Below are 19,848 nucleotides of genomic sequence, written 5' to 3'. Positions count from 1 at the left end.
ATTTTTCACCCCGTCGCTTCCAGCAGCAGTAAATCCATCAGCAGGACCAGATTCGACTCAAACGACGTCACGCCAGCGGCTTCTGCGGCGTAATGTACCGCCTCGTCATATAAGGCAAAGTGCAAATCTGCCATTCCCGCCAGCGTATTGGCCGAAGCGCGCGTAAAAGCCACGACCGTCATACCCACGTTTTTCGCGATCCGCGCTTTATCCAGCACCTGTTCGGTTTCACCGCTGCGTGAGACGGCGATAAACACCTGATACCGCGCAGCGTTGCTGAGGAAAATGTTCCGGCTATCCCCCGGCCCGGAAATAAACGCCGTTTTGCCCAGCACCTGCAATTTCTTGGTGAGGTACTCGGCGAAGAGATAAGAGAAGCCGGCGCCATAAAGAAAGAAGCTCTCTTTCTGGCGCAGTAACGTCGAAAATTGCGCGCGCTTCTCCTGCGTTACCCACTGAAAGGTTTGCTGATAGTTCGCGATAAATTGACTGAAAAGCGCCGGCAGTTCCGGGCGCTGTTGTGCCTGCGCGGCGATATACGGCGTCTCGGTTAACAGCTGTTTGCAGTGCCAGATAAATTCGCTGAAACCGCTGAAGCCTAATTTCTGACACAAACGCATAATGGTAGCGGTTGAGACGAACGTCGCCTGCGCCAGTTCGCGCACCGTAATATTGCCCACCAGCAGAGGATGATCTGTCAGGTGGGCCAGCACGCGATATTCCGCGCGGGTCAGTGACGCCCCGCGCGTTAACAGCGTGGCCAGACGGTTATCCATTATTTGGCCGGTTCAACGGGCAAATCGTCTCGTGCACCCCATTCACTCCAGGCGCCATCATAGAGCGTCACGTCGTTTACACCGAGTGTGGCGAGCGCCAGAATCACCACGCAGGCCGTGACGCCGGACCCGCAACTGGCAATAATGGGACGATGCAAATCCACGCCCTGACGATCAAAAATGGCGCGCAGCTCATCGGTCGTTTTTAATTCACCTTCAAACACCAGATCGCCCCACGGCACATTCAACGCGCCGGGAATATGGCCGCGCTTCAGCCCCGGACGCGGTTCATCCGCCTGGGCGTTAAAGCGCGCTGCAGGGCGGGCATCGACAATTTGCGCCGTTTTTTCATGGCTGACCACCAGCACGTCGGTCAGACGTTTTACCTGATGCGCATCAAACGTCGCGTCGAACTCGCCTTCCGGCAGCGTCACGTCGCCCTGCTGCAATGGCAGTTCATCACGCTTCCAGCCCGCGAGGCCGCCTGCCAGAATTGAGACTTTCTCCACGCCAAAGTTTTTCAGCATCCACCAGGCGCGCGGTGCGGAGAAGAGGTTACCTTCATCGTAAACCACGAGGTGTTTGTCACGATTAACGCCAAGTTCGCGCATCGCCACGGAGAACGCTTCCGGGCGCGGCAGCATGTGCGGGAGAGGGGAGTTATGGTCGGACAGAGCTTCAATATCAAAAAATACCGCGCCCGGCAAATGCCCTGCGCGGTATTCTGCGACCATATCGCGAAGATGTTCCTGCCCGGCAGGTGCCATACGCGCGTCAATAATCTGTACTTCCGGATCGTCACCGTGCTCAATCAGCCAGTCGGCGGCGACAAAATATGAGGTGGACATGGGTTGCCTCCATTCTTTTCCGTAAAAAAGGATTGTCGGTGTTTTTTCTGACACCGACAAGCAAACCACGTTCAACTCGCGAGCACGACCCTATTTTTTCACCGCTTCACCGTTCTGCCAGGCTTTTTGCAGCGCAGGCCAGTAGTCACGGTTGGCGTCAATCATCTCATCGAGAATCGCTTTTGCGTGCTCCATGGTGGGCACGGTACGGTTCAGGGTGAACGCCTGTAGCGCTTTTTCGTAGCTGCCTTCAATGGTCGCTTCCACCAGCAACTGTTCAGAGGCGAGCTGCTGTTGTAGCAGCGTCTGATGGAACAACGGGACCCGACCCACGCGGATAGGCTCTGGCCCTTCAGAGGTGATGTAGGCCGGGACTTCCACCACCGCGTCGTACGGCAGATTGGTTATCGCCCCGCGGTTTTCCACCATTACCAGATGGCGCTGACGCAGGTTAAATGCCAGCGAGCAGGCGACATCGACAATAAACTCGCCGTGGACGCCCACGTGGAAGGCATCCGGTAAAATCCCGGTACGCTTATACTCTTCTGCGGCGGCAAACAGCTTTTTCTCACGCCCGTTCATCACTTCGTTCGCGCGGGTATAGTCCGGGTTCTGATGCTCCACAATCTGGTTTGGCATCAGGTAGTACTGCAGATAGGGGTTTGGCAGATATTCCGGGAAGTTATCCATGATGGGCTTGATGTTGCGCCAGGTTTTCACCCACGACGGATCCGAGTGCTGCGGATCGGTTTTGGCCGCATCTTCCGTCAGCAGGCCGAACCTCGCGATATGCCGACGCAGTTCCGGCAGCTTGTCCTCGCCGTCCACCCGCACGCGGGTAAACCAGCCGAAGTGGTTCAGACCAAAGTAGTCCACCTCCAGCTTGTGGCGGTCCACACCCAAAATGGCCCCCATGTTACGCATCGCCGCCACTGGCATATCGCAGATATTAAGCACGCGGGCGTCCGGTCGCAGGCGGCGCACCCCTTCCGCAACGATCGCTGCCGGGTTGGAATAGTTCACGATCCAGGCTTTTTCATGCGCGTAGCGATCCACCAGATCGATCAGCTCGACCATCGGCAGGATCGTGCGCAGGCCGTATGCCAGCCCGCCAGGACCGCAGGTTTCCTGGCCCACCACGCCGTGGCGCAGCGGGATCTTCTCATCCTGCTCACGCATTCTGTACTGGCCGACACGCATCTGGGCGAAGACAAAGTGTGCCCCGCTGAACGCGACTTCCGGGTCTGTGGTCACGGTGAAGGTAATGCTCTGGCTATGGTCGCGAATGACCTTCTCCACCACCGGTGCAATGGTGTTCTGGCGTGCTTCGTCGATATCGTAGAGGCGAATCTCGGCCAGCGGGAAGTCCTGCAGGCGTACCATCAGGCTTTTCACGATACCCGGCGTATAGGTGCTGCCGCCACCGGCAATCGACAGAATAAAAGGGGGTGTAAACATCTTTAGCTCCTCTCAGAGAAACGTCTCAACGGCTTCTCGCATTTTTTTGACATGCAGCCCGTAGACCACCTGAACGTTGTTACCTTGTTTGATAATCCCTTTCGCGCCGGTCGCTTTCAGGCGCGGCTCGTCGATGATGGAGACATCCTTCACCGTGACGCGTAAGCGGGTGTAGCAGTTATCCACTACCTCAATGTTTTCCCGGCCTCCCAGCCCCACCACGATGGATTCACCCAGCCCGTCATTGTTCCCCTTCGCCTGATACTCCTGTTTGCTGTACAGGCGCGTCTCCTGATCGTCATCCTCGCGTCCCGGCGTCTTCATGTTGAAGCGCAGGATCAGGAAGCGGAACACCACAAAATAGAGCGCGAACATGATGAGCCCGACCACGATGTACATCGGCCAGTTGGACTTCTCCGTGCCGAGCGGCAGGTTATAAAGAATAAAATCGATAATTCCGTTAGCGCCGATGGCATGAACACCGAACAGGGAGAAAAGCATCATGCCGATGCCGGTCAGCACCGCATGTACCACAAACAGCAGCGGAGCGACGAACAGGAACGAAAACTCAATCGGCTCGGTAACGCCCACCAGCAGAGAGGTTAACGCTGCCGGGATCAGGATGGCTTTGGCTGTCGCTTTGCGCTCCGGCCTGGCGGTCATGTATATCGCCAGCGCCGCCGCGGGCAGGCCAAACATTTTGCTGATGCCGCGCGCGTCCCACACTACCGTGCTGCTCAACTGCTTCACTTCCGGGCAAGCCATTTCGGCGAAATAGATATTGCGTGCGCCCTGATAAACCGTGCCGCATACCTCTTGCGTACCCCCAAGTTCGGTATACAGGAAGGGGGTATAGACCAGATGATGCAGGCCGGTCGGCACCAGAATGCGTTCCAGGAAGCCGTAAATGGCCACCCCAAAAGGCCCGGAACCTTTGATCGCCAGCGCCAGTGCGCTGATGCCATGCTGGGCAAATGGCCACAGTTCGCTCATCACGACGCCGAGCAGCATTGAGACAGGAAGCATGACGATGGCGACGAAACAGTGGCCGGAATAGATGGCCATCGCGCCGTTAAACTGTACGCCGGAGTACTTGTTGTACAAGTATCCGGACAGCGCCCCTGTCAGGATCCCGGCGAAAACGCCCATCTCCAGCACCTGCACGCCCAGCACCATACTTTGCCCGGCGGCTTTCATCTGGTCAGCGGGGGCCAGTTCGCCCTGGAGCTGCAGCGTAACGTTCATCGCGTTAATGAAAACAACAAAGGTCACCAGGCCAATCAGGGCCGCATAGCCTTTATCACGCGTGGCCAGGCCAATCGGTATCCCGACGGCAAACACCAGCGCCAGGTTAACCAGTACTGACACGGCCGATTTCGCGATAAGCTGACCAACATGCTGAATCAGCGGATGGCCGAGAAACGGCACATACTCTGCGAGGTTACCGTTCCCCAGGACGTTACCGAATGCGATAAAAAGACCGACGATCGGTAAGATAAGTACCGGTCCGTACAACGATTTTCCGAAATTTTGTAGGGCGTTCACGGCTCGTTTCATGACTGTCTCTCTTAGTGAACCGCGCACTCGGGGTGCGTCTTGAGCTTAAAGCTAGCAGGCTAAAGGCGAGGTAATCCAGCTATCTTCTTGTTTTAAAAACAAATGACGTAAAAGGTAACATGTGACGTTTGCGACTGTGATCGGCATAGCAGTGCCTGAGTAAAGGCGTCGTCGCTCTGCGAGGTGCTTTCCAGATTCTAAAATTAGACTTTTTGTATTAATGAAACTTGCGGATAATACTTATCCGGAAGACGACCAACAGGCTCCATGGGCCAGGGACAAAGGATGACACCGTTTCGCTTAGCCGCGATTTCTCTCGCGCTGCTTACCACATTTTCGCTTGTCGGCTGTGATAACAGCGACGATAACTCTCAGGCTGCGGCTCCCGCAGCATCCACAGCAACGACACCGAAAGCACCGGAAAAGCCGGACGCTGAAAAGCTGGCAACGCTGGCGGCACAGAGTCAGGGCAAAGCGCTCACCCTGCTGGATACTTCAGAGGTGCAGCTTGATGGCGCGGCCACGCTGGTGCTGACCTTCTCTGTTCCGCTTAATCCCGATCAGGATTTCGCCAAAACAGTGCATGTGGTGGATAAAAAAAGCGGCAAGGTTGACGGGGCGTGGGAACTCGCACCTAACCTGAAAGAGCTACGCCTGCGCCATCTGGAGCCCAACCGCAATCTGGTTGTCACCGTTGAACGTGATTTGCAGGCGCTGAACAAAGCGACATTTGGTATCGATTACGAAAAAGCCCTGACTACACGGGATGTTGAACCGACGGTCGGTTTTGCCAGCCGTGGCTCGCTGCTGCCGGGCAAGGTGGTGGAAGGTCTGCCGGTAATGGCGCTCAACGTCAACAATGTTGACGTGAATTTCTACCGCGTGAAGCCTGAATCCCTGGCCTCCTTTGTCAGCCAGTGGGAGTACCGTAACTCCCTGACTAACTGGGAGTCCGATAATCTGCTCAAAATGGCGGACCTGGTGTATACCGGCCGGTTTGACCTCAATCCGGCACGCAACACCCGTGAAAAACTGCTGTTGCCGCTGCGGGATATTAAGCCGCTCCAGCAGTCAGGCGTGTACATCGCGGTCATGAATCAGGCCGGGCACTATAACTACAGCAATGCCGCGACGCTCTTTACCTTAAGTGATATTGGGTTGTCCGCTCACCGTTATCATAACCGTCTGGATATTTTCACCCAGAGCCTGGAAGATGGCGCGGCGCAATCCGGCGTTACCGTCACCCTGTTGAATGATAAAGGGCAGACGCTTGCCGAAGCGAACAGCGATGCTGACGGCCACGCAAAACTTGAGACTGACAAAGAAGCCGCGCTGATTCTGGCCAGCAAAGACGGACAGACCACGCTGCTTGACCTCAAGCTTCCGGCCCTCGATCTGGCGGAGTTTGATATCGCAGGTAGCCCAGGCTACAGCAAGCAATTCTTTATGTTTGGCCCGCGCGATCTCTATCGCCCTGGCGAAACGGTGATCCTCAATGGTTTGCTGCGCGACAGCGACGGTAAACCGCTTCCTGCCCAGCCCGTTAAACTCGACGTACTGCGCCCGGACGGACAGGTGGCGCGCACGGTTGTCGCCCAGCCTGAGAACGGCCTCTATCGCTTCAATTATTCCCTGGACGGCGGGGCGCAGACCGGTATGTGGCATATCCGCGCCAATACCGGCGATAACCAACAGCGCCTGTGGGATTTCCACGTTGAAGATTTTATGCCGGAGCGTATGGCGCTTAATCTGACGGGACAAAAAGCGCCGGTTTCCACCGAAGATAACGTCGACTTTAACATTGCGGGTTATTACCTGTATGGCGCACCTGCCAACGGAAATTCCCTGCAAGGCCAGCTTTTCCTGCGACCGCTGCGCGAAGCCGTCGCTGCACTGCCGGGCTTCCAGTTCGGTGATATCGCCGAAGAGAACCTGAGCCGCAGCCTGGATGAAGTTCAGCTAACCCTTGATGAACAGGGGCGCGGACAGGTCTCGACAGAAAGCCAGTGGAAAGAGGCGCATTCACCGCTGCAGCTGATCCTGCAGGCCAGCCTTCTGGAATCGGGCGGTCGCCCGGTGACGCGCCGTGCTGAGCAGGCCATCTGGCCGGCGGCCGAGCTGCCGGGTATCCGTCCTCAGTTTGCCAGTAAGGCCGTTTATGACTACCGCACTGACACCACCGTCAACCAGCCGATCGTGGATGAAAACGGCAATGCCAGCTTTGATATCGTCTATGCCGATGCCAGCGGGGCAAAAAAGGCGGTTTCCGGGTTACAGGTTCGCCTGATCCGTGAGCGCCGTGACTACTACTGGAACTGGTCAGAGAGCGATGGCTGGCAGTCACAGTTTGATCAGAAAGACCTGGTGGAGGGCGAGCAGGAGCTGACCCTCAAGGCCGATGAAACCGGTAAAGTGACCTTCCCGGTGGAGTGGGGTTCGTACCGTCTGGAGGTCAAAGCACCGGACGATATGGTCAGCAGCGTGCGCTTCTGGGCCGGCTACAGCTGGCAGGATAATAGCGACGGCACCGGTGCCGCTCGCCCCGACCGTGTGACCATGAAACTGGACAAGCCTTCCTATCAGCCGGGAGATACCATCCAGCTGCATATCGCTGCTCCGGCGGCGGGTAAAGGCTATGCGATGATCGAGTCCAGCGAAGGGCCGCTGTGGTGGAAAGAGATCGACGTACCGGCCAACGGGCTCGATCTCTCAATCCCGGTGGATAAGGCCTGGAAACGTCACGATCTCTATCTCAGCACGCTGGTGGTACGCCCTGGCGATAAATCCAAATCAGCGACGCCGAAACGTGCCGTCGGGTTACTGCATCTGCCGATGGGCGATGAGAATCGCCGCCTGAATGTCGCGCTGGAAAATCCGCAGAAAATGCGGCCAAACCAGACGCTGTCCGTGAAGGTGAAGGCCAGCGTCAAAGAAGGCGCCGTTCCGCAGAAAGTGAATGTGCTGATCTCGGCAGTGGACAGCGGCGTGTTGAACATCACCGATTACGTTACCCCGGATCCGTGGGAAGCGTTCTTCGGTCAGAAGCGCTACGGCGCGGATATCTACGATATTTACGGTCAGGTCATTGAAGGGCAGGGCCGCATGGCTGCGCTGCGCTTTGGTGGTGACGGCGATGAGCTTAAGCGCGGCGGTAAACCACCGGTGAACCACGTGACTATCATTGCCCAGCAGGCGCAGCCGGTCGAGCTCGATGCTAACGGTGAAGGGACCGTGACACTGCCCATTGGAGACTTCAATGGCGAGCTGCGTCTGATGGCGCAGGCCTGGACGGAAGATGATTTCGGCAGCAGCGAAGGTAAAGTGATTGTCGCCGCCCCAATCATTACCGAACTGAACACGCCGCGCTTCCTGGCAAGCGGCGATACCTCACGCCTGACGCTGGATGTGACCAACCTGACGGACCAGCCGCAAACGCTGAACGTTGCCTTTACCGCTACCGGCAAGCTGTCGCTTGAGGGCGCACAGCCGCAGCCCGTGAAGTTACCGCCGGGCGCGCGCAGCACCCTGTTTATCCCGGTACGTGCACTGGATGGTTACGGTGACGGTGAAGTGACCGCTCAGGTGACCGGCCTGCAGCTGCCGGGCGAGACTTTCGCTGCACAACAGAAGAGCTGGAAAATCGGCGTTCGTCCGGCATTCCCGGCGCAGACCGTTAACACCGGTGCCATGCTGAATCCCGGTGAGTCGTGGAGTGCACCGGCGCAGCACCTTAATGGCTTCTCTCCTGCCACGCTACAGGGACAATTGCTGCTGAGCGGGAAACCGCCTCTGAATCTGGCGCGCTATATTCGTGAGCTGCAGGCATACCCGTATGGCTGTCTGGAGCAAACCACCAGTGGTCTGTTCCCGTCGCTCTACACCAACGCGGCGCAGTTGACCGCGCTTGGCATCAAAGGGGATACGGATGACAAGCGCCGTGCGGCCATTGATATCGGGATCTCCCGTCTGCTGCAGATGCAGCGTGATGACGGAGGTTTCGCGCTTTGGGATAAAAACGGTCCGGAGGAGTACTGGCTCACCGCCTATGTCACTGACTTCCTGGTTCGTGCAGGCGAGCAGGGCTACAGCGTGCCTGCTGAGGCGGTTAACAACGCCAACAGCCGCTTGCTGCGTTACCTGCAGGACCCGGGTATGATGTCCATCCGCTACAGCGATGATACCCAGGCCAGTAAATTTGCGGTGCAGGCCTATGCCGCGCTGGTGCTGGCTCGCCAGCAAAAGGCCCCGCTTGGTGCGTTGCGTGAAATCTGGGAACGTCACGGACAGGCCGCTTCCGGGCTGCCGCTGATGCAGCTGGGGATGGCGCTAAAATTGATGGGCGACGCACCGCGCAGCCAGCAGGCGCTGGGTCTGGCCATCAAAACGCCGCGTAACGACAGCAAAAACTGGATGGCCGATTATGGCAGTGCGCTTCGTGATAATGCGCTGATGCTCTCTCTGCTTGAGGAGTACAAGCTTCTGCCGGATGCGCAAAATACGCTGCTGAACGCCTTGTCGGAACAAGCTTTCAGCCAGCGCTGGCTCTCGACCCAGGAGAGTAACGCCCTGTTCCTGGCCGGACGCTCGCTGCAAACTTTGTCCGGCGCATGGCAGGCGCAAACGTCTCTGGCGGATACTGCATCAGGCGGTGATAAAGCCCTGGTACAGAACGTGAACGGCGACCAGCTTGGCGCGCTGCAGGTGACAAATACCGGTAGCACACCGCTGTGGGTACGCCTTGATAGCACCGGTTATCCGGCATCTGCACCTCAGCCATCGTCTAACGTGCTGCAGATTGAGCGCCATATTCTGGCAACCGACGGCAGCACAAAGTCGCTCACGTCACTGAAGAGCGGCGAGCTGGTGCTGGTATGGCTTGAAGTGAAGGCCAGCCAGAACGTGCCGGATGCGCTGGTTGTCGATCTCCTCCCGGCGGGACTGGAACTGGAAAACCAGAACCTGGCGAGCAGCAGCGCCAGCCTGCAGGACAGCGGCAGCGAAGTGCAGAACCTGCTCAGTCAGATGCAGCAGGCGGATATTCAGCATATGGAATTCCGCGACGATCGCTTTGTGGCGGCGGTGCCGGTTAACGAAGGGCAGCCGGTCACGCTGGTTTATCTGGCGCGCGCCGTGACGCCGGGAACCTATGAGGTGCCGGTCCCGATGGTGGAGTCCATGTATGTTCCGCAGTGGCGGGCAACAGGTGCGGCCAGTGGCCCGCTGATTGTTGTACCGTAATATGCGGCTTGTACGTCTGATACGCTCCCGCTGGCTGTGGCTGGCGGGAGCGCTTCTCGTTTTATGGGGGCTGATCCTGGCCGCTGATCGCCTGTGGCCGTTGCCTCTGAAAGAGGTCAACCCCGCACGGGTGGTGGTGGACGAAAAAGGCACACCGCTTTGGCGTTTTGCCGACAGCGAAGGGATCTGGCGCTATCCGGTCACTCTCGAAGAGGTTTCTCCCCGCTATCTTGAAGCCTTGATCCAGTATGAAGATCGCTGGTTCTGGGACCATCCAGGCGTGAATCCGTTCTCTGTGCTGCGCGCCGCCTGGCAGGATCTTACCTCCGGGAGGGTTGTCTCAGGCGGCAGCACGCTCACTATGCAGGTGGCGCGCCTGCTGGATCCGCATCCGCGCACTTTTGGTGGCAAAATTCGTCAGCTCTGGCGAGCCATGCAGCTTGAGTGGCACCTCTCTAAGCGCGACATCCTCACGCTTTATCTTAACCGCGCCCCATTTGGCGGTACGCTGCAGGGGATTGGTGCGGCAAGCTGGACCTATCTCGGCAAACCGCCTTCGCAGCTCAGCTATTCCGAAGCGGCGCTGCTCGCCGTATTGCCGCAGGCGCCAAGCCGGTTGCGTCCTGACCGCTGGCCGGAACGTGCAGAAGCGGCACGCAACAAAGTGCTCGACCGGATGGTGACGCAGGGCGTCTGGCCGGCAAGCCAGGTTAAGGAGTCCCGTGAAGAAGCGGTATGGCTGGCGCCCCGGCAAATGCCGCAGCTGGCACCGCTCTTTTCGCGCATGATGCTCAGCAAAAGTCGCGATACTAAAATTGTGACTACCTTAGATGCGTCCCTGCAGCGGCAGCTTGAAGAACTGGCGATGAACTGGAAATCTCGTCTGCCGGCACGCAGTTCGCTGGCAATGATCGTCGTCGATCACACGGATATGAAAGTGCGTGGCTGGGTGGGATCGGTCGACATTAACGATGACACCCGGTTTAGCCATGTGGATATGGTGAATGCGATCCGATCGCCGGGATCGGTGCTCAAGCCCTTTATCTACGGTATGGCGCTGGACGACGGTTTGATCCACCCGGCATCGCTGCTCCAGGATGTTCCAAGAAAAACGGGGGATTATCGCCCGGGTAATTTCGACAGTGGGTTTCATGGGCCGGTGAGTATGAGTGAAGCGCTGGTACGTTCCCTTAATCTGCCCGCCGTGCAGGTGCTCGAGGCATACGGACCAAAACGTTTTGCTGCGATGTTGAGTAATGCAGGTTTGCCGCTGATTTTACCTGCTGGCGCACAGCCGAATTTATCGCTGATCCTGGGCGGGGCAGGGGCGCGGCTGGCCGATATTACCGCGGCCTATAGCGCGTTCGCCCGACACGGTAAAGCGGGCCGGCTGCGCTTACAGCCAGGCGATCCCCTGTCAGAGCGGCCGTTATTATCCCAGGGGGCGGCGTGGATCATTCGCCGTATTCTGGCCAATGAGGCGCAGCCGCTGCCGGACAATGCGCTGCCGCAGGTGGTACCTCTGGCATGGAAAACGGGAACCAGCTATGGCTACCGTGACGCATGGGCGGTAGGGCTGAATGCCCGTTACGTTATTGGGATCTGGACCGGACGACCGGACGGCACGCCTGTGGCGGGTCAGTTTGGGTTTGCGAGCGCGGTACCTCTGCTTAACCAGGTGAATAATGTACTGCAGTCTGGTTCAACGCTCGATCAGGCGCGTCTGCCACGCGACCCTCGTCCTGACGGTGTGGGGCGCGGCGTCATCTGTTGGCCGGGCGGCCAGTCGCTGCCGGAAGGGAGCGAAAATTGCCGTCGCCGCCTGGCGACCTGGCTGCTGGACGGCAGCGAGCCGCCGACGTTGCTCCTACCGGAACAGGAAGGTATTCGCGGGATCCGTTTCCCGGTCTGGCTGGATAAAGAGGGCAAACGCGTGGCGGCAGACTGCCCGGATGCGACCGAGAAAGTTCTGGATGTCTGGCCGCTGCCGCTGGAACCCTGGCTGCCTGCAGCCGAGCGGCGCTCAGCACGGATCCCTTCGCCATCGGCTACCTGTCCGCCCTTGTCGCAGGACTCACCTGCACCGCTGATGTTGACTGGCGTGCGTGAAGGCGCGGTTATCAAGCGTCTGCCGGGGGAATCCCGCGTCTCGTTACCGCTACAGGCCACCGGCAATAGCGGTGAACGCTGGTGGTTTTTGAATGGCGAACCGCTGGCGGTGAAGAGCCGGGTTTACACCTTGCAGCTTGATAAATCAGGCGATTATCAGGTGCTGGTGATGGATGAAGCGGGGCAGGTGGCGACGGTGAATTTCACGCTGCAGTAGCGTTAAACGTCTCTTCTGCTGTGAGCTGTTGCTAATCTTCGTCTCATTTTAAAAAAATGTTACCTGAATCCATAGGCAATGGCGCTATTGCTCATTATAATCCGCGCCACACCATACTCAGGTATGAAAAACAACAGAACATTTACAGAGGTTATCATGGCTATTGAACGTACTTTTTCCATCATCAAACCAAACGCGGTGGCAAAAAACGTTATTGGCAGCATCTTTGCTCGCTTTGAATCAGCAGGGTTCAAAATCGTTGGCACCAAAATGCTGCACCTGACCGTTGAGCAGGCTCGCGGTTTCTACGCTGAGCACGAAGGTCGTCCATTCTTTGACGGTCTGGTTGAGTTCATGACTTCTGGCCCGATCGTTGTATCCGTACTGGAAGGCGAAAACGCAGTACAGCGTCACCGTGACCTGCTGGGTGCGACCAACCCGGATAACGCACTGGCTGGTACCCTGCGCGCTGACTATGCAGACAGCTTCACCGAGAACGGCACCCACGGTTCCGATTCTGTTGAATCTGCCGCTCGTGAAATCGCGTTCTTCTTCGCTGAAGGCGAAGTGTGTCCACGTACCCGTTAATTTAACGGTTTCGTTTACACATTATTTTCGTAAATGCCGCGTGCAGACGTGGCATCCCTGCGCCAGACTTTGTACAATGCAACGCCCCGGACGAGCAGACTGCTTTCCGGGGCGTTTCTTTTCAACCCTCCATGGGCCATAACGTGTAACAACGAGGCCGGAAAAAATTATGTCTGAATTAGTGAATACCTCCGAAGTCGCCATTCCTGCGGTTCCAAATAAAAATGGAAAAATTAACCTGCTGGATCTGAACCGTCAGCAGATGCGCGAGTTCTTTAAAGAGATGGGCGAGAAGCCGTTTCGTGCCGATCAGGTCATGAAATGGATGTACCACTATTGCAGCGACAACTTTGATGACATGACTGACATCAACAAAGTGCTGCGCAATAAGCTCAAAGAAGTGGCTGAAATCCGTGCACCAGAAGTGGTGGAGGAGCAGCGCTCTGCCGATGGCACCATCAAATGGGCGATTGCCGTTGGCGATCAGCGCGTTGAAACCGTCTACATCCCGGAAGAAGACCGCGCCACGCTGTGCGTCTCCTCTCAGGTAGGCTGTGCGCTGGAGTGCAAGTTCTGCTCAACCGCTCAACAGGGATTCAACCGTAACCTGCGCGTGTCTGAAATTATCGGCCAGGTGTGGCGTGCGGCGAAAATCGTCGGTGCGGCGAAAGTGACCGGGACCCGTCCAATCACCAACGTAGTGATGATGGGCATGGGCGAGCCACTGCTGAACCTGACCAACGTCGTTCCGGCGATGGAAATCATGCTGGATGACTTCGGCTTTGGTCTGTCCAAGCGTCGCGTAACGCTGTCGACGTCAGGCGTAGTGCCTGCACTGGACAAGCTGGGCGACATGATTGACGTTGCGCTGGCGATCTCACTGCATGCACCGAACGACGAAATCCGTGACGAAATTGTACCCATCAACAAAAAGTACAATATCGAAACTTTCCTCGCCGCCGTGCGTCGCTACCTGGAGAAATCCAACGCGAACCAGGGCCGCGTGACGATCGAGTATGTCATGCTCGATCACGTAAACGACGGTACCGAGCATGCGCATCAGCTGGCTGAACTGTTGAAAGATACGCCGTGCAAAATCAACCTGATTCCATGGAACCCGTTCCCGGGCGCACCTTATGGCCGTAGCTCGAACAGCCGTATCGACCGTTTCTCCAAGGTGCTGATGGAGTATGGTTTCACCACTATCGTGCGTAAAACCCGTGGTGATGATATCGATGCTGCATGCGGACAGCTGGCAGGTGATGTGATTGACCGTACCAAACGTACCCTGCGTAAACGCATGCAGGGCGAGACGATTGCGGTCAAAGCTGTTTGATTCTTATGCACTCACGGCGCATTATTTGCGCCGTGAAGCATAATCTTACTGAATAATCAGTCAGATTCGTGATGACTGATCAATAATTACGGTGCGTTTCATCCGACTTTCGGGCAGTATGTAACGACGTAACAACAGTTTATCCTGACGGGCAGGGCTGTGCTGTCATCTCCGGGCTGACAGTCTTATACTGTCTGTTCAAGGTTAACTGATCAGAACTTTCGCGGTGCGGGTGGCATTGTGACTTACCGGCACCTGAACCCTTTTTTTTCACGTACCAGTAGTTGTAGCGAATGAATACTGAAGCCACTCACGACCAACATGAAGCACTCTCCACTGGCGTTCGTCTTCGCAACGCCCGTGAACAACTCGGACTCAGCCAGCAAGCCGTTGCAGAACGCTTATGTCTGAAGGTTTCCACGGTTCGCGATATTGAAGAAGATAAGGCTCCGGCCGATCTGGCTTCAACATTTCTGCGTGGTTACATCCGCTCTTATGCAAAACTGGTGCATATCCCTGAAGAAGAATTACTGCCAATGATGGAGAAGCAGGCACCGGTCCGCGCAGCAAAAGTTGCGCCGATGCAGACCTTCTCCCTGGGAAAACGTCGTAAAAAACGTGATGGCTGGCTGATGAGCTTTACCTGGCTGGTGCTGTTTGTGGTGATCGGCCTGACGGGCGCATGGTGGTGGCAAAACCACAAGGCGCAGCAGGAAGAGATCACCACCATGGCCGATCAATCCTCCGCCGAGCTCAATCAGTCCGGCAATGACAACGCTCAGAGCGTGCCGCTGAATACCGAAGGTGCTGCCACCTCCAGCGAGCCGCAGACTGCCGCGACCGATGCGCCTGCAACCGATGCCGGGCAGGCACCCGCCGCAACGGCTAATACCCCTGCGCCTCAGGCTCAGGATCCAAACGCGGTGGTTGCCCCTTCTCAGGCAAACGTGGATACCGCGACCAACGCGCCAGCGGCCACTCAGCCTGCGGACAACGGTGCTGCGTCACTGCCAACCAACCCGGCCGGAACGGCGGCGCCGGCGGCGGACCCAAATGCGCTGGTGATGAACTTCTCAGCTGACTGCTGGCTGGAAGTGACCGATGCAACAGGTAAAAAACTGTTCAGCGGTCTGCAGCGTAAAGATGGCACGTTAAACCTAACCGGCCAGGCACCGTATAAACTTAAAATCGGCGCTCCGGCAGCAGTTCAGATCCAGTATCAAGGAAAACCTGTCGACCTGAGCCGCTTTATCAGAACTAACCAGGTTGCGCGTCTTACCGTTAATGCCGAACAATCAGCAGCACAGTAACAGACGGGCAACGCGGGAGATTTTTCATGCATAACCAGGCTCCGATTCAACGTAGAAAATCGAAACGGATTTACGTTGGTAATGTGCCAATCGGCGATGGGGCTCCTATCGCCGTCCAGTCGATGACCAACACGCGCACCACAGACGTGGAAGCGACGGTCAATCAGATCAAAGCGTTAGAGCGTGTAGGCGCGGACATTGTTCGCGTCTCCGTGCCGACAATGGATGCCGCAGAGGCGTTCAAACTGATCAAACAGCAGGTCAGCGTTCCGCTGGTTGCTGATATCCACTTCGATTACCGCATTGCGCTGAAAGTTGCTGAATATGGCGTCGACTGCCTGCGTATTAACCCGGGCAACATCGGTAACGAAGAGCGTATCCGCATGGTGGTGGATTGCGCCCGCGATAAAAATATTCCTATCCGTATCGGCGTTAACGCCGGTTCCCTGGAAAAAGATCTGCAGGAAAAATACGGTGAGCCAACGCCGCAGGCGCTGCTTGAATCCGCGATGCGTCACGTTGATCATCTTGATCGTCTGAACTTCGAACAGTTCAAAGTCAGCGTAAAAGCCTCAGATGTGTTCCTGGCAGTAGAGTCTTATCGCCTGCTGGCAAAACAGATCGATCAGCCTTTGCACCTCGGGATTACGGAAGCCGGTGGCCTTCGTAGCGGTTCCGTTAAATCGGCGATCGGTCTGGGGCTGCTGCTCTCGGAAGGGATCGGTGACACCCTGCGCGTTTCGCTGGCGGCCGATCCGGTAGAAGAGATCAAAGTCGGTTTCGATATCCTCAAATCACTGCGTATCCGCGCACGTGGGATCAACTTCATTGCCTGCCCAACCTGTTCACGTCAGGAATTTGACGTGATTGGCACGGTGAATGCGCTTGAGCAACGTCTGGAAGATATCATCACCCCGATGGACGTCTCCATCATCGGGTGCGTGGTGAACGGTCCGGGTGAAGCCCTGGTGTCAACGCTCGGCGTCACCGGCGGTAACAAGAAAAGTGGTCTCTATGAAGATGGCGTGCGTAAAGATCGTCTGGATAATAGTGATATGATCGACCAGCTTGAAGCCCGCATCCGTGCCAAAGCAACAATGATGGATGAAGCGCAGCGCATCAGCATTCAGCAGGTTGAAAAATAACGTGATGGGAAGCGTGGCGCTTCCCATGTATGATTGAACCCATTCTTTGGGTTCTTTTTTGTATATAGAAAGAGAATAAACGTGGCAAAAAACATTCAAGCCATCCGCGGCATGAACGATTATCTGCCTGGCGAAACCGCCATCTGGCAGCGCATTGAAGGCACACTCAAACAGGTGCTCGGCAGCTACGGTTACAGCGAAATCCGTTTGCCGATTGTAGAGCAGACCCCGTTATTCAAACGCGCGATCGGCGAAGTGACCGACGTGGTTGAAAAAGAGATGTACACCTTTGAGGACCGCAACGGCGACAGCCTGACACTGCGTCCGGAAGGTACGGCGGGCTGCGTACGCGCCGGCATCGAACATGGTCTCCTGTACAATCAGGAGCAGCGCCTGTGGTATATCGGCCCGATGTTCCGCCACGAACGTCCGCAGAAAGGTCGTTATCGCCAGTTCAACCAGTTGGGTGTGGAAGTCTTTGGCCTGCAGGGCCCGGACATTGACGCCGAACTGATTATGTTGACTGCCCGCTGGTGGCGTGCGCTCGGCATTGCTGAGCATGTCTCACTGGAACTGAACTCCATCGGTTCTCTGGAAGCACGTGCGAACTACCGTGACGCACTGGTTGCGTTCCTGGAGCAGCACAAAGAGAAGCTGGACGAAGACTGCAAACGTCGTATGTACAGCAACCCACTGCGTGTGCTGGATTCCAAAAACCCTGACGTACAGGCGCTGTTGAACGATGCACCTGCATTGGGCGACTACCTGGACGAAGCGTCACGTGAGCACTTTGTGGGTCTGTGCAAACTGCTGGAAGCCGCGGGCATTGCTTATACCGTGAACCAGCGTCTGGTGCGCGGTCTGGACTACTACAACCGCACCGTGTTCGAGTGGGTGACATCCAGCCTCGGTTCCCAGGGCACTGTGTGTGCCGGCGGTCGTTATGACGGTCTGGTTGAGCAGCTTGGTGGTCGTCCAGCCCCTGGCGTTGGCTTCGCCATGGGTCTTGAGCGACTTGTTTTGCTGGTTCAGGCAGTTAATCCGGAATTTAAAGCAGATTCCGTTGTCGATATATACCTGGTAGCCTCAGGCGCGGAAACTCAGCCTGCGGCAATGCAGCTTGCGGAACGTGTGCGTGATGCACTGCCGGACGTGAAGCTGATGACCAACCATGGCGGCGGCAACTTCAAAAAACAGTTTGCTCGTGCCGATAAATGGGGCGCAAGTATTGCACTGGTGCTGGGCGAGTCCGAAGTGGCTAACGGCGAAGTGGTTGTGAAAGACCTGCGCTCTGGTGAGCAGACAACGGTAACGCAGGACGGCGTTGCGGCACACTTGCGCACTCTATTGGGCTAAGGAGAAGGACTGCGTGGAAATTTACGAGAACGAACACGATCAGGTCGACGCGATTAAACGCTTCTTTGTCGAAAACGGCAAGGCGCTGGTTGTTGGGGTTATTTTAGGTGTCGGTGCGCTGGTAGGCTGGCGTTACTGGAACAGTCATCAGGCGGACTCCGCGCGTGACGCGTCGCTGTCGTATGAAAATACCGTTAGCGCAATCCGTGCCGATCAGCCGCAAACGCTGACGGCGGCAGAGAAATTTGCCGCTGACAACAAAAACACCTACGGTGCGCTGGCCGCACTGGAAGTGGCGCAGCAGTACGTTGATAAGAACGAGCTGGATAAAGCCGCTAGCCTGCTGTCACAAGGGCTAACCGCCGCCAGTGATGAAAATCTGAAAGCGGTAATCAATCTGCGCCTGGCTCGTATTCAGGTTCAGCAGAAAAAAGCTGACGATGCGCTGAAAACGCTCGATACCATCAAAGGCGAAGGTTTTGCTGCCATTGTTGCCGATCTGCGCGGTGAAGCACTGCTGAGCAAAGGTGACAAAGCGGGCGCGCGTAAAGCGTGGCAAGCTGGCGTAGAGAGCAAAGCTTCACCTGCGCTGAGCGAAATGATGCAGATGAAAATAAATAATTTGTCCGTCTGAGAGGGACCCGATGCAATTGCGTAAATTACTTCTGCCAGGACTGCTTTCTGTTACGTTATTGAGTGGCTGTTCACTGTTCAGTGGCGAAGAAGACGTTGTGAAAATGTCCCCACTGCCGACTGTTGAAAACCAGTTTACCCCGTCCACCGCGTGGAGCACCTCCGTGGGCGATGGTATTGGTGATTTTTATTCCAACCTGCACCCGGCTTTTGCCGACAGCGTTATCTATGCAGCTGACCGCAAAGGTACCGTGAAGGCGGTTAACGCCGATGACGGGAAAGAAGTGTGGTCGGTTAACCTGGCGGAAAAAGACGGCTGGTTCTCTCGTAAACCGGCACTGCTTTCTGGCGGTCTGACCGTTGCCGGTGGGCATGTGTACGTGGGTAGCGAAAAAGCCCAGGTCTATGCTCTCAACACCAGCGATGGTTCTGTTGCATGGCAAACCTCCGTGGCCGGTGAGTCTCTGTCTCGTCCGGTCGTGAGCGACGGCATGGTACTGATCCACACCAGCAACGGCCAGCTGCAGGCGCTGAACGAAGCCGATGGTCTGGTGAAATGGACCGTGAACCTGGATATGCCTTCCTTGTCCCTGCGTGGTGAATCTGCGCCGGCTACCGCCTTTGGTGCTGCCATTGTTGGCGGTGACAACGGTCGTGTAAGCGCGGTACTGATGCAGCAAGGCCAGATGATCTGGCAGCAGCGTATTTCTCAGGCGACAGGCTCAACGGAAATCGATCGTCTGAGCGATGTCGACACGACCCCGGTTATCGTTGACGGTGTGGTTTACGCACTGGCCTATAACGGTAACCTGACCGCGCTGGATCTGCGCAGCGGCCAGGTCATGTGGAAACGTGAACTGGGCTCGATAAATGATTTCGTGGTTGATGGCAACCGTATCTATATGGTCGATCAGAACGACCGTCTGCTGGCGCTCAGCACCGAAGGTGGTGTTACGCTGTGGACGCAAAGCGATCTGCTGCACCGCCTGCTGACCGCACCAGCACTGTATAACGGTAGCCTGGTGGTGGGTGATAGCGAAGGGTATATGCACTGGATTGACCCGGACAATGGTCGTTTTGTTGCTCAGCAAAAAGTCGACAGCTCAGGTTTCCTGACGGAACCGGTCGTGGCTGACGGCAAACTGCTGATTCAGGCAAAAGACGGCACGCTGTACGCGATCACGCGTTAATTACCCAGCGGTTGTAGTATACTAAACGGCTCCTGTTCACTCAGGAGCCGTTTTGACATTTTTAAAAACGCCGCAAATGCGACGTTT

13 protein-coding genes are annotated in these 19,848 nt (G+C 56.6%); 9 read left to right on the top strand and 4 right to left on the bottom strand.

Annotation, left to right across the window (positions count from 1 at the left end; genetic code table 11):
- Nucleotides 1-5: 5 nt before the first annotated feature.
- The 4 genes from ACMGG3_RS12530 to ACMGG3_RS12515 form a co-directional block, all read right to left on the bottom strand.
- Nucleotides 6-776 (bottom strand): MurR/RpiR family transcriptional regulator, encoded by a 771-nt coding sequence (locus tag ACMGG3_RS12530; RefSeq protein WP_121339137.1) that lies wholly within the window; start codon nt 774-776, stop codon nt 6-8.
- Nucleotides 776-1,624: a 3-mercaptopyruvate sulfurtransferase gene (sseA, locus tag ACMGG3_RS12525; protein WP_025203463.1), complete on the bottom strand. Its 849-nt coding sequence runs from the start codon at nt 1,622-1,624 to the stop codon at nt 776-778. Before sseA ends, ACMGG3_RS12530 begins: the two co-directional genes overlap by 1 nt.
- 90 nt (nt 1,625-1,714) lie before the next feature.
- Nucleotides 1,715-3,082: a 6-phospho-alpha-glucosidase gene (locus ACMGG3_RS12520; protein ID WP_106503406.1), complete on the bottom strand. Its 1,368-nt coding sequence runs from the start codon at nt 3,080-3,082 to the stop codon at nt 1,715-1,717.
- A 12-nt stretch (nt 3,083-3,094) separates the two neighbouring features.
- The gene (locus ACMGG3_RS12515) at nt 3,095-4,639 is read right to left on the bottom strand and encodes a PTS transporter subunit EIIC (protein ID WP_414149217.1); all 1,545 of its coding nucleotides are present in this window, start codon (nt 4,637-4,639) and stop codon (nt 3,095-3,097) included.
- 285 nt (nt 4,640-4,924) lie between these two features.
- On the opposite strand from ACMGG3_RS12515, the gene ACMGG3_RS12510 reads away from it, so the two are divergent.
- From ACMGG3_RS12510 to bamB, 9 genes are all read left to right on the top strand, one after another.
- On the top strand, nt 4,925-9,877 hold the full coding sequence (locus ACMGG3_RS12510) for an alpha-2-macroglobulin family protein (protein WP_414149216.1): 4,953 nt from the start codon (nt 4,925-4,927) through the stop codon (nt 9,875-9,877).
- Between the two features lies 1 nt (nt 9,878).
- On the top strand, nt 9,879-12,203 hold the full coding sequence (gene pbpC / locus ACMGG3_RS12505) for a peptidoglycan glycosyltransferase PbpC (protein ID WP_252068928.1): 2,325 nt from the start codon (nt 9,879-9,881) through the stop codon (nt 12,201-12,203).
- 156 nt (nt 12,204-12,359) lie between these two features.
- Nucleotides 12,360-12,791 (top strand): nucleoside-diphosphate kinase, encoded by a 432-nt coding sequence (gene ndk, locus ACMGG3_RS12500; protein ID WP_003860625.1) that lies wholly within the window; start codon nt 12,360-12,362, stop codon nt 12,789-12,791.
- Between the two features lie 169 nt (nt 12,792-12,960).
- A complete protein-coding gene (locus ACMGG3_RS12495) occupies nt 12,961-14,127 on the top strand; it encodes a bifunctional tRNA (adenosine(37)-C2)-methyltransferase TrmG/ribosomal RNA large subunit methyltransferase RlmN (RefSeq protein WP_014171168.1) in 1,167 nt (388 codons plus the stop codon).
- A 293-nt stretch (nt 14,128-14,420) separates the two neighbouring features.
- Nucleotides 14,421-15,437, top strand: coding sequence for a cytoskeleton protein RodZ (gene rodZ / locus ACMGG3_RS12490; RefSeq protein ID WP_014171167.1), 1,017 nt, complete (start codon nt 14,421-14,423; stop codon nt 15,435-15,437).
- 26 nt (nt 15,438-15,463) lie between these two features.
- Nucleotides 15,464-16,582 carry a flavodoxin-dependent (E)-4-hydroxy-3-methylbut-2-enyl-diphosphate synthase gene (gene ispG / locus ACMGG3_RS12485; protein ID WP_063214644.1) on the top strand — a complete coding sequence of 373 codons (1,119 nt, stop codon included), beginning with the start codon at nt 15,464-15,466 and terminating at the stop codon, nt 16,580-16,582.
- An 81-nt stretch (nt 16,583-16,663) separates the two neighbouring features.
- A complete protein-coding gene (gene hisS, locus ACMGG3_RS12480; RefSeq protein ID WP_252070236.1) occupies nt 16,664-17,938 on the top strand; it encodes a histidine--tRNA ligase in 1,275 nt (424 codons plus the stop codon).
- Nucleotides 17,939-17,951: 13 nt separating this feature from the next.
- The gene (locus ACMGG3_RS12475; RefSeq protein WP_020883032.1) at nt 17,952-18,572 is read left to right on the top strand and encodes a YfgM family protein; all 621 of its coding nucleotides are present in this window, start codon (nt 17,952-17,954) and stop codon (nt 18,570-18,572) included.
- 10 nt (nt 18,573-18,582) lie between these two features.
- On the top strand, nt 18,583-19,761 hold the full coding sequence (gene bamB / locus ACMGG3_RS12470) for an outer membrane protein assembly factor BamB (protein WP_414149215.1): 1,179 nt from the start codon (nt 18,583-18,585) through the stop codon (nt 19,759-19,761).
- Nucleotides 19,762-19,848 lie beyond the last annotated feature (87 nt).

This window comes from Enterobacter sp. BNK-18 (genome assembly GCF_047456135.1).
Lineage (GTDB): Bacteria > Pseudomonadota > Gammaproteobacteria > Enterobacterales > Enterobacteriaceae > Enterobacter > Enterobacter ludwigii.
This window is presented reverse-complemented; position numbering and strand designations above follow the sequence as displayed.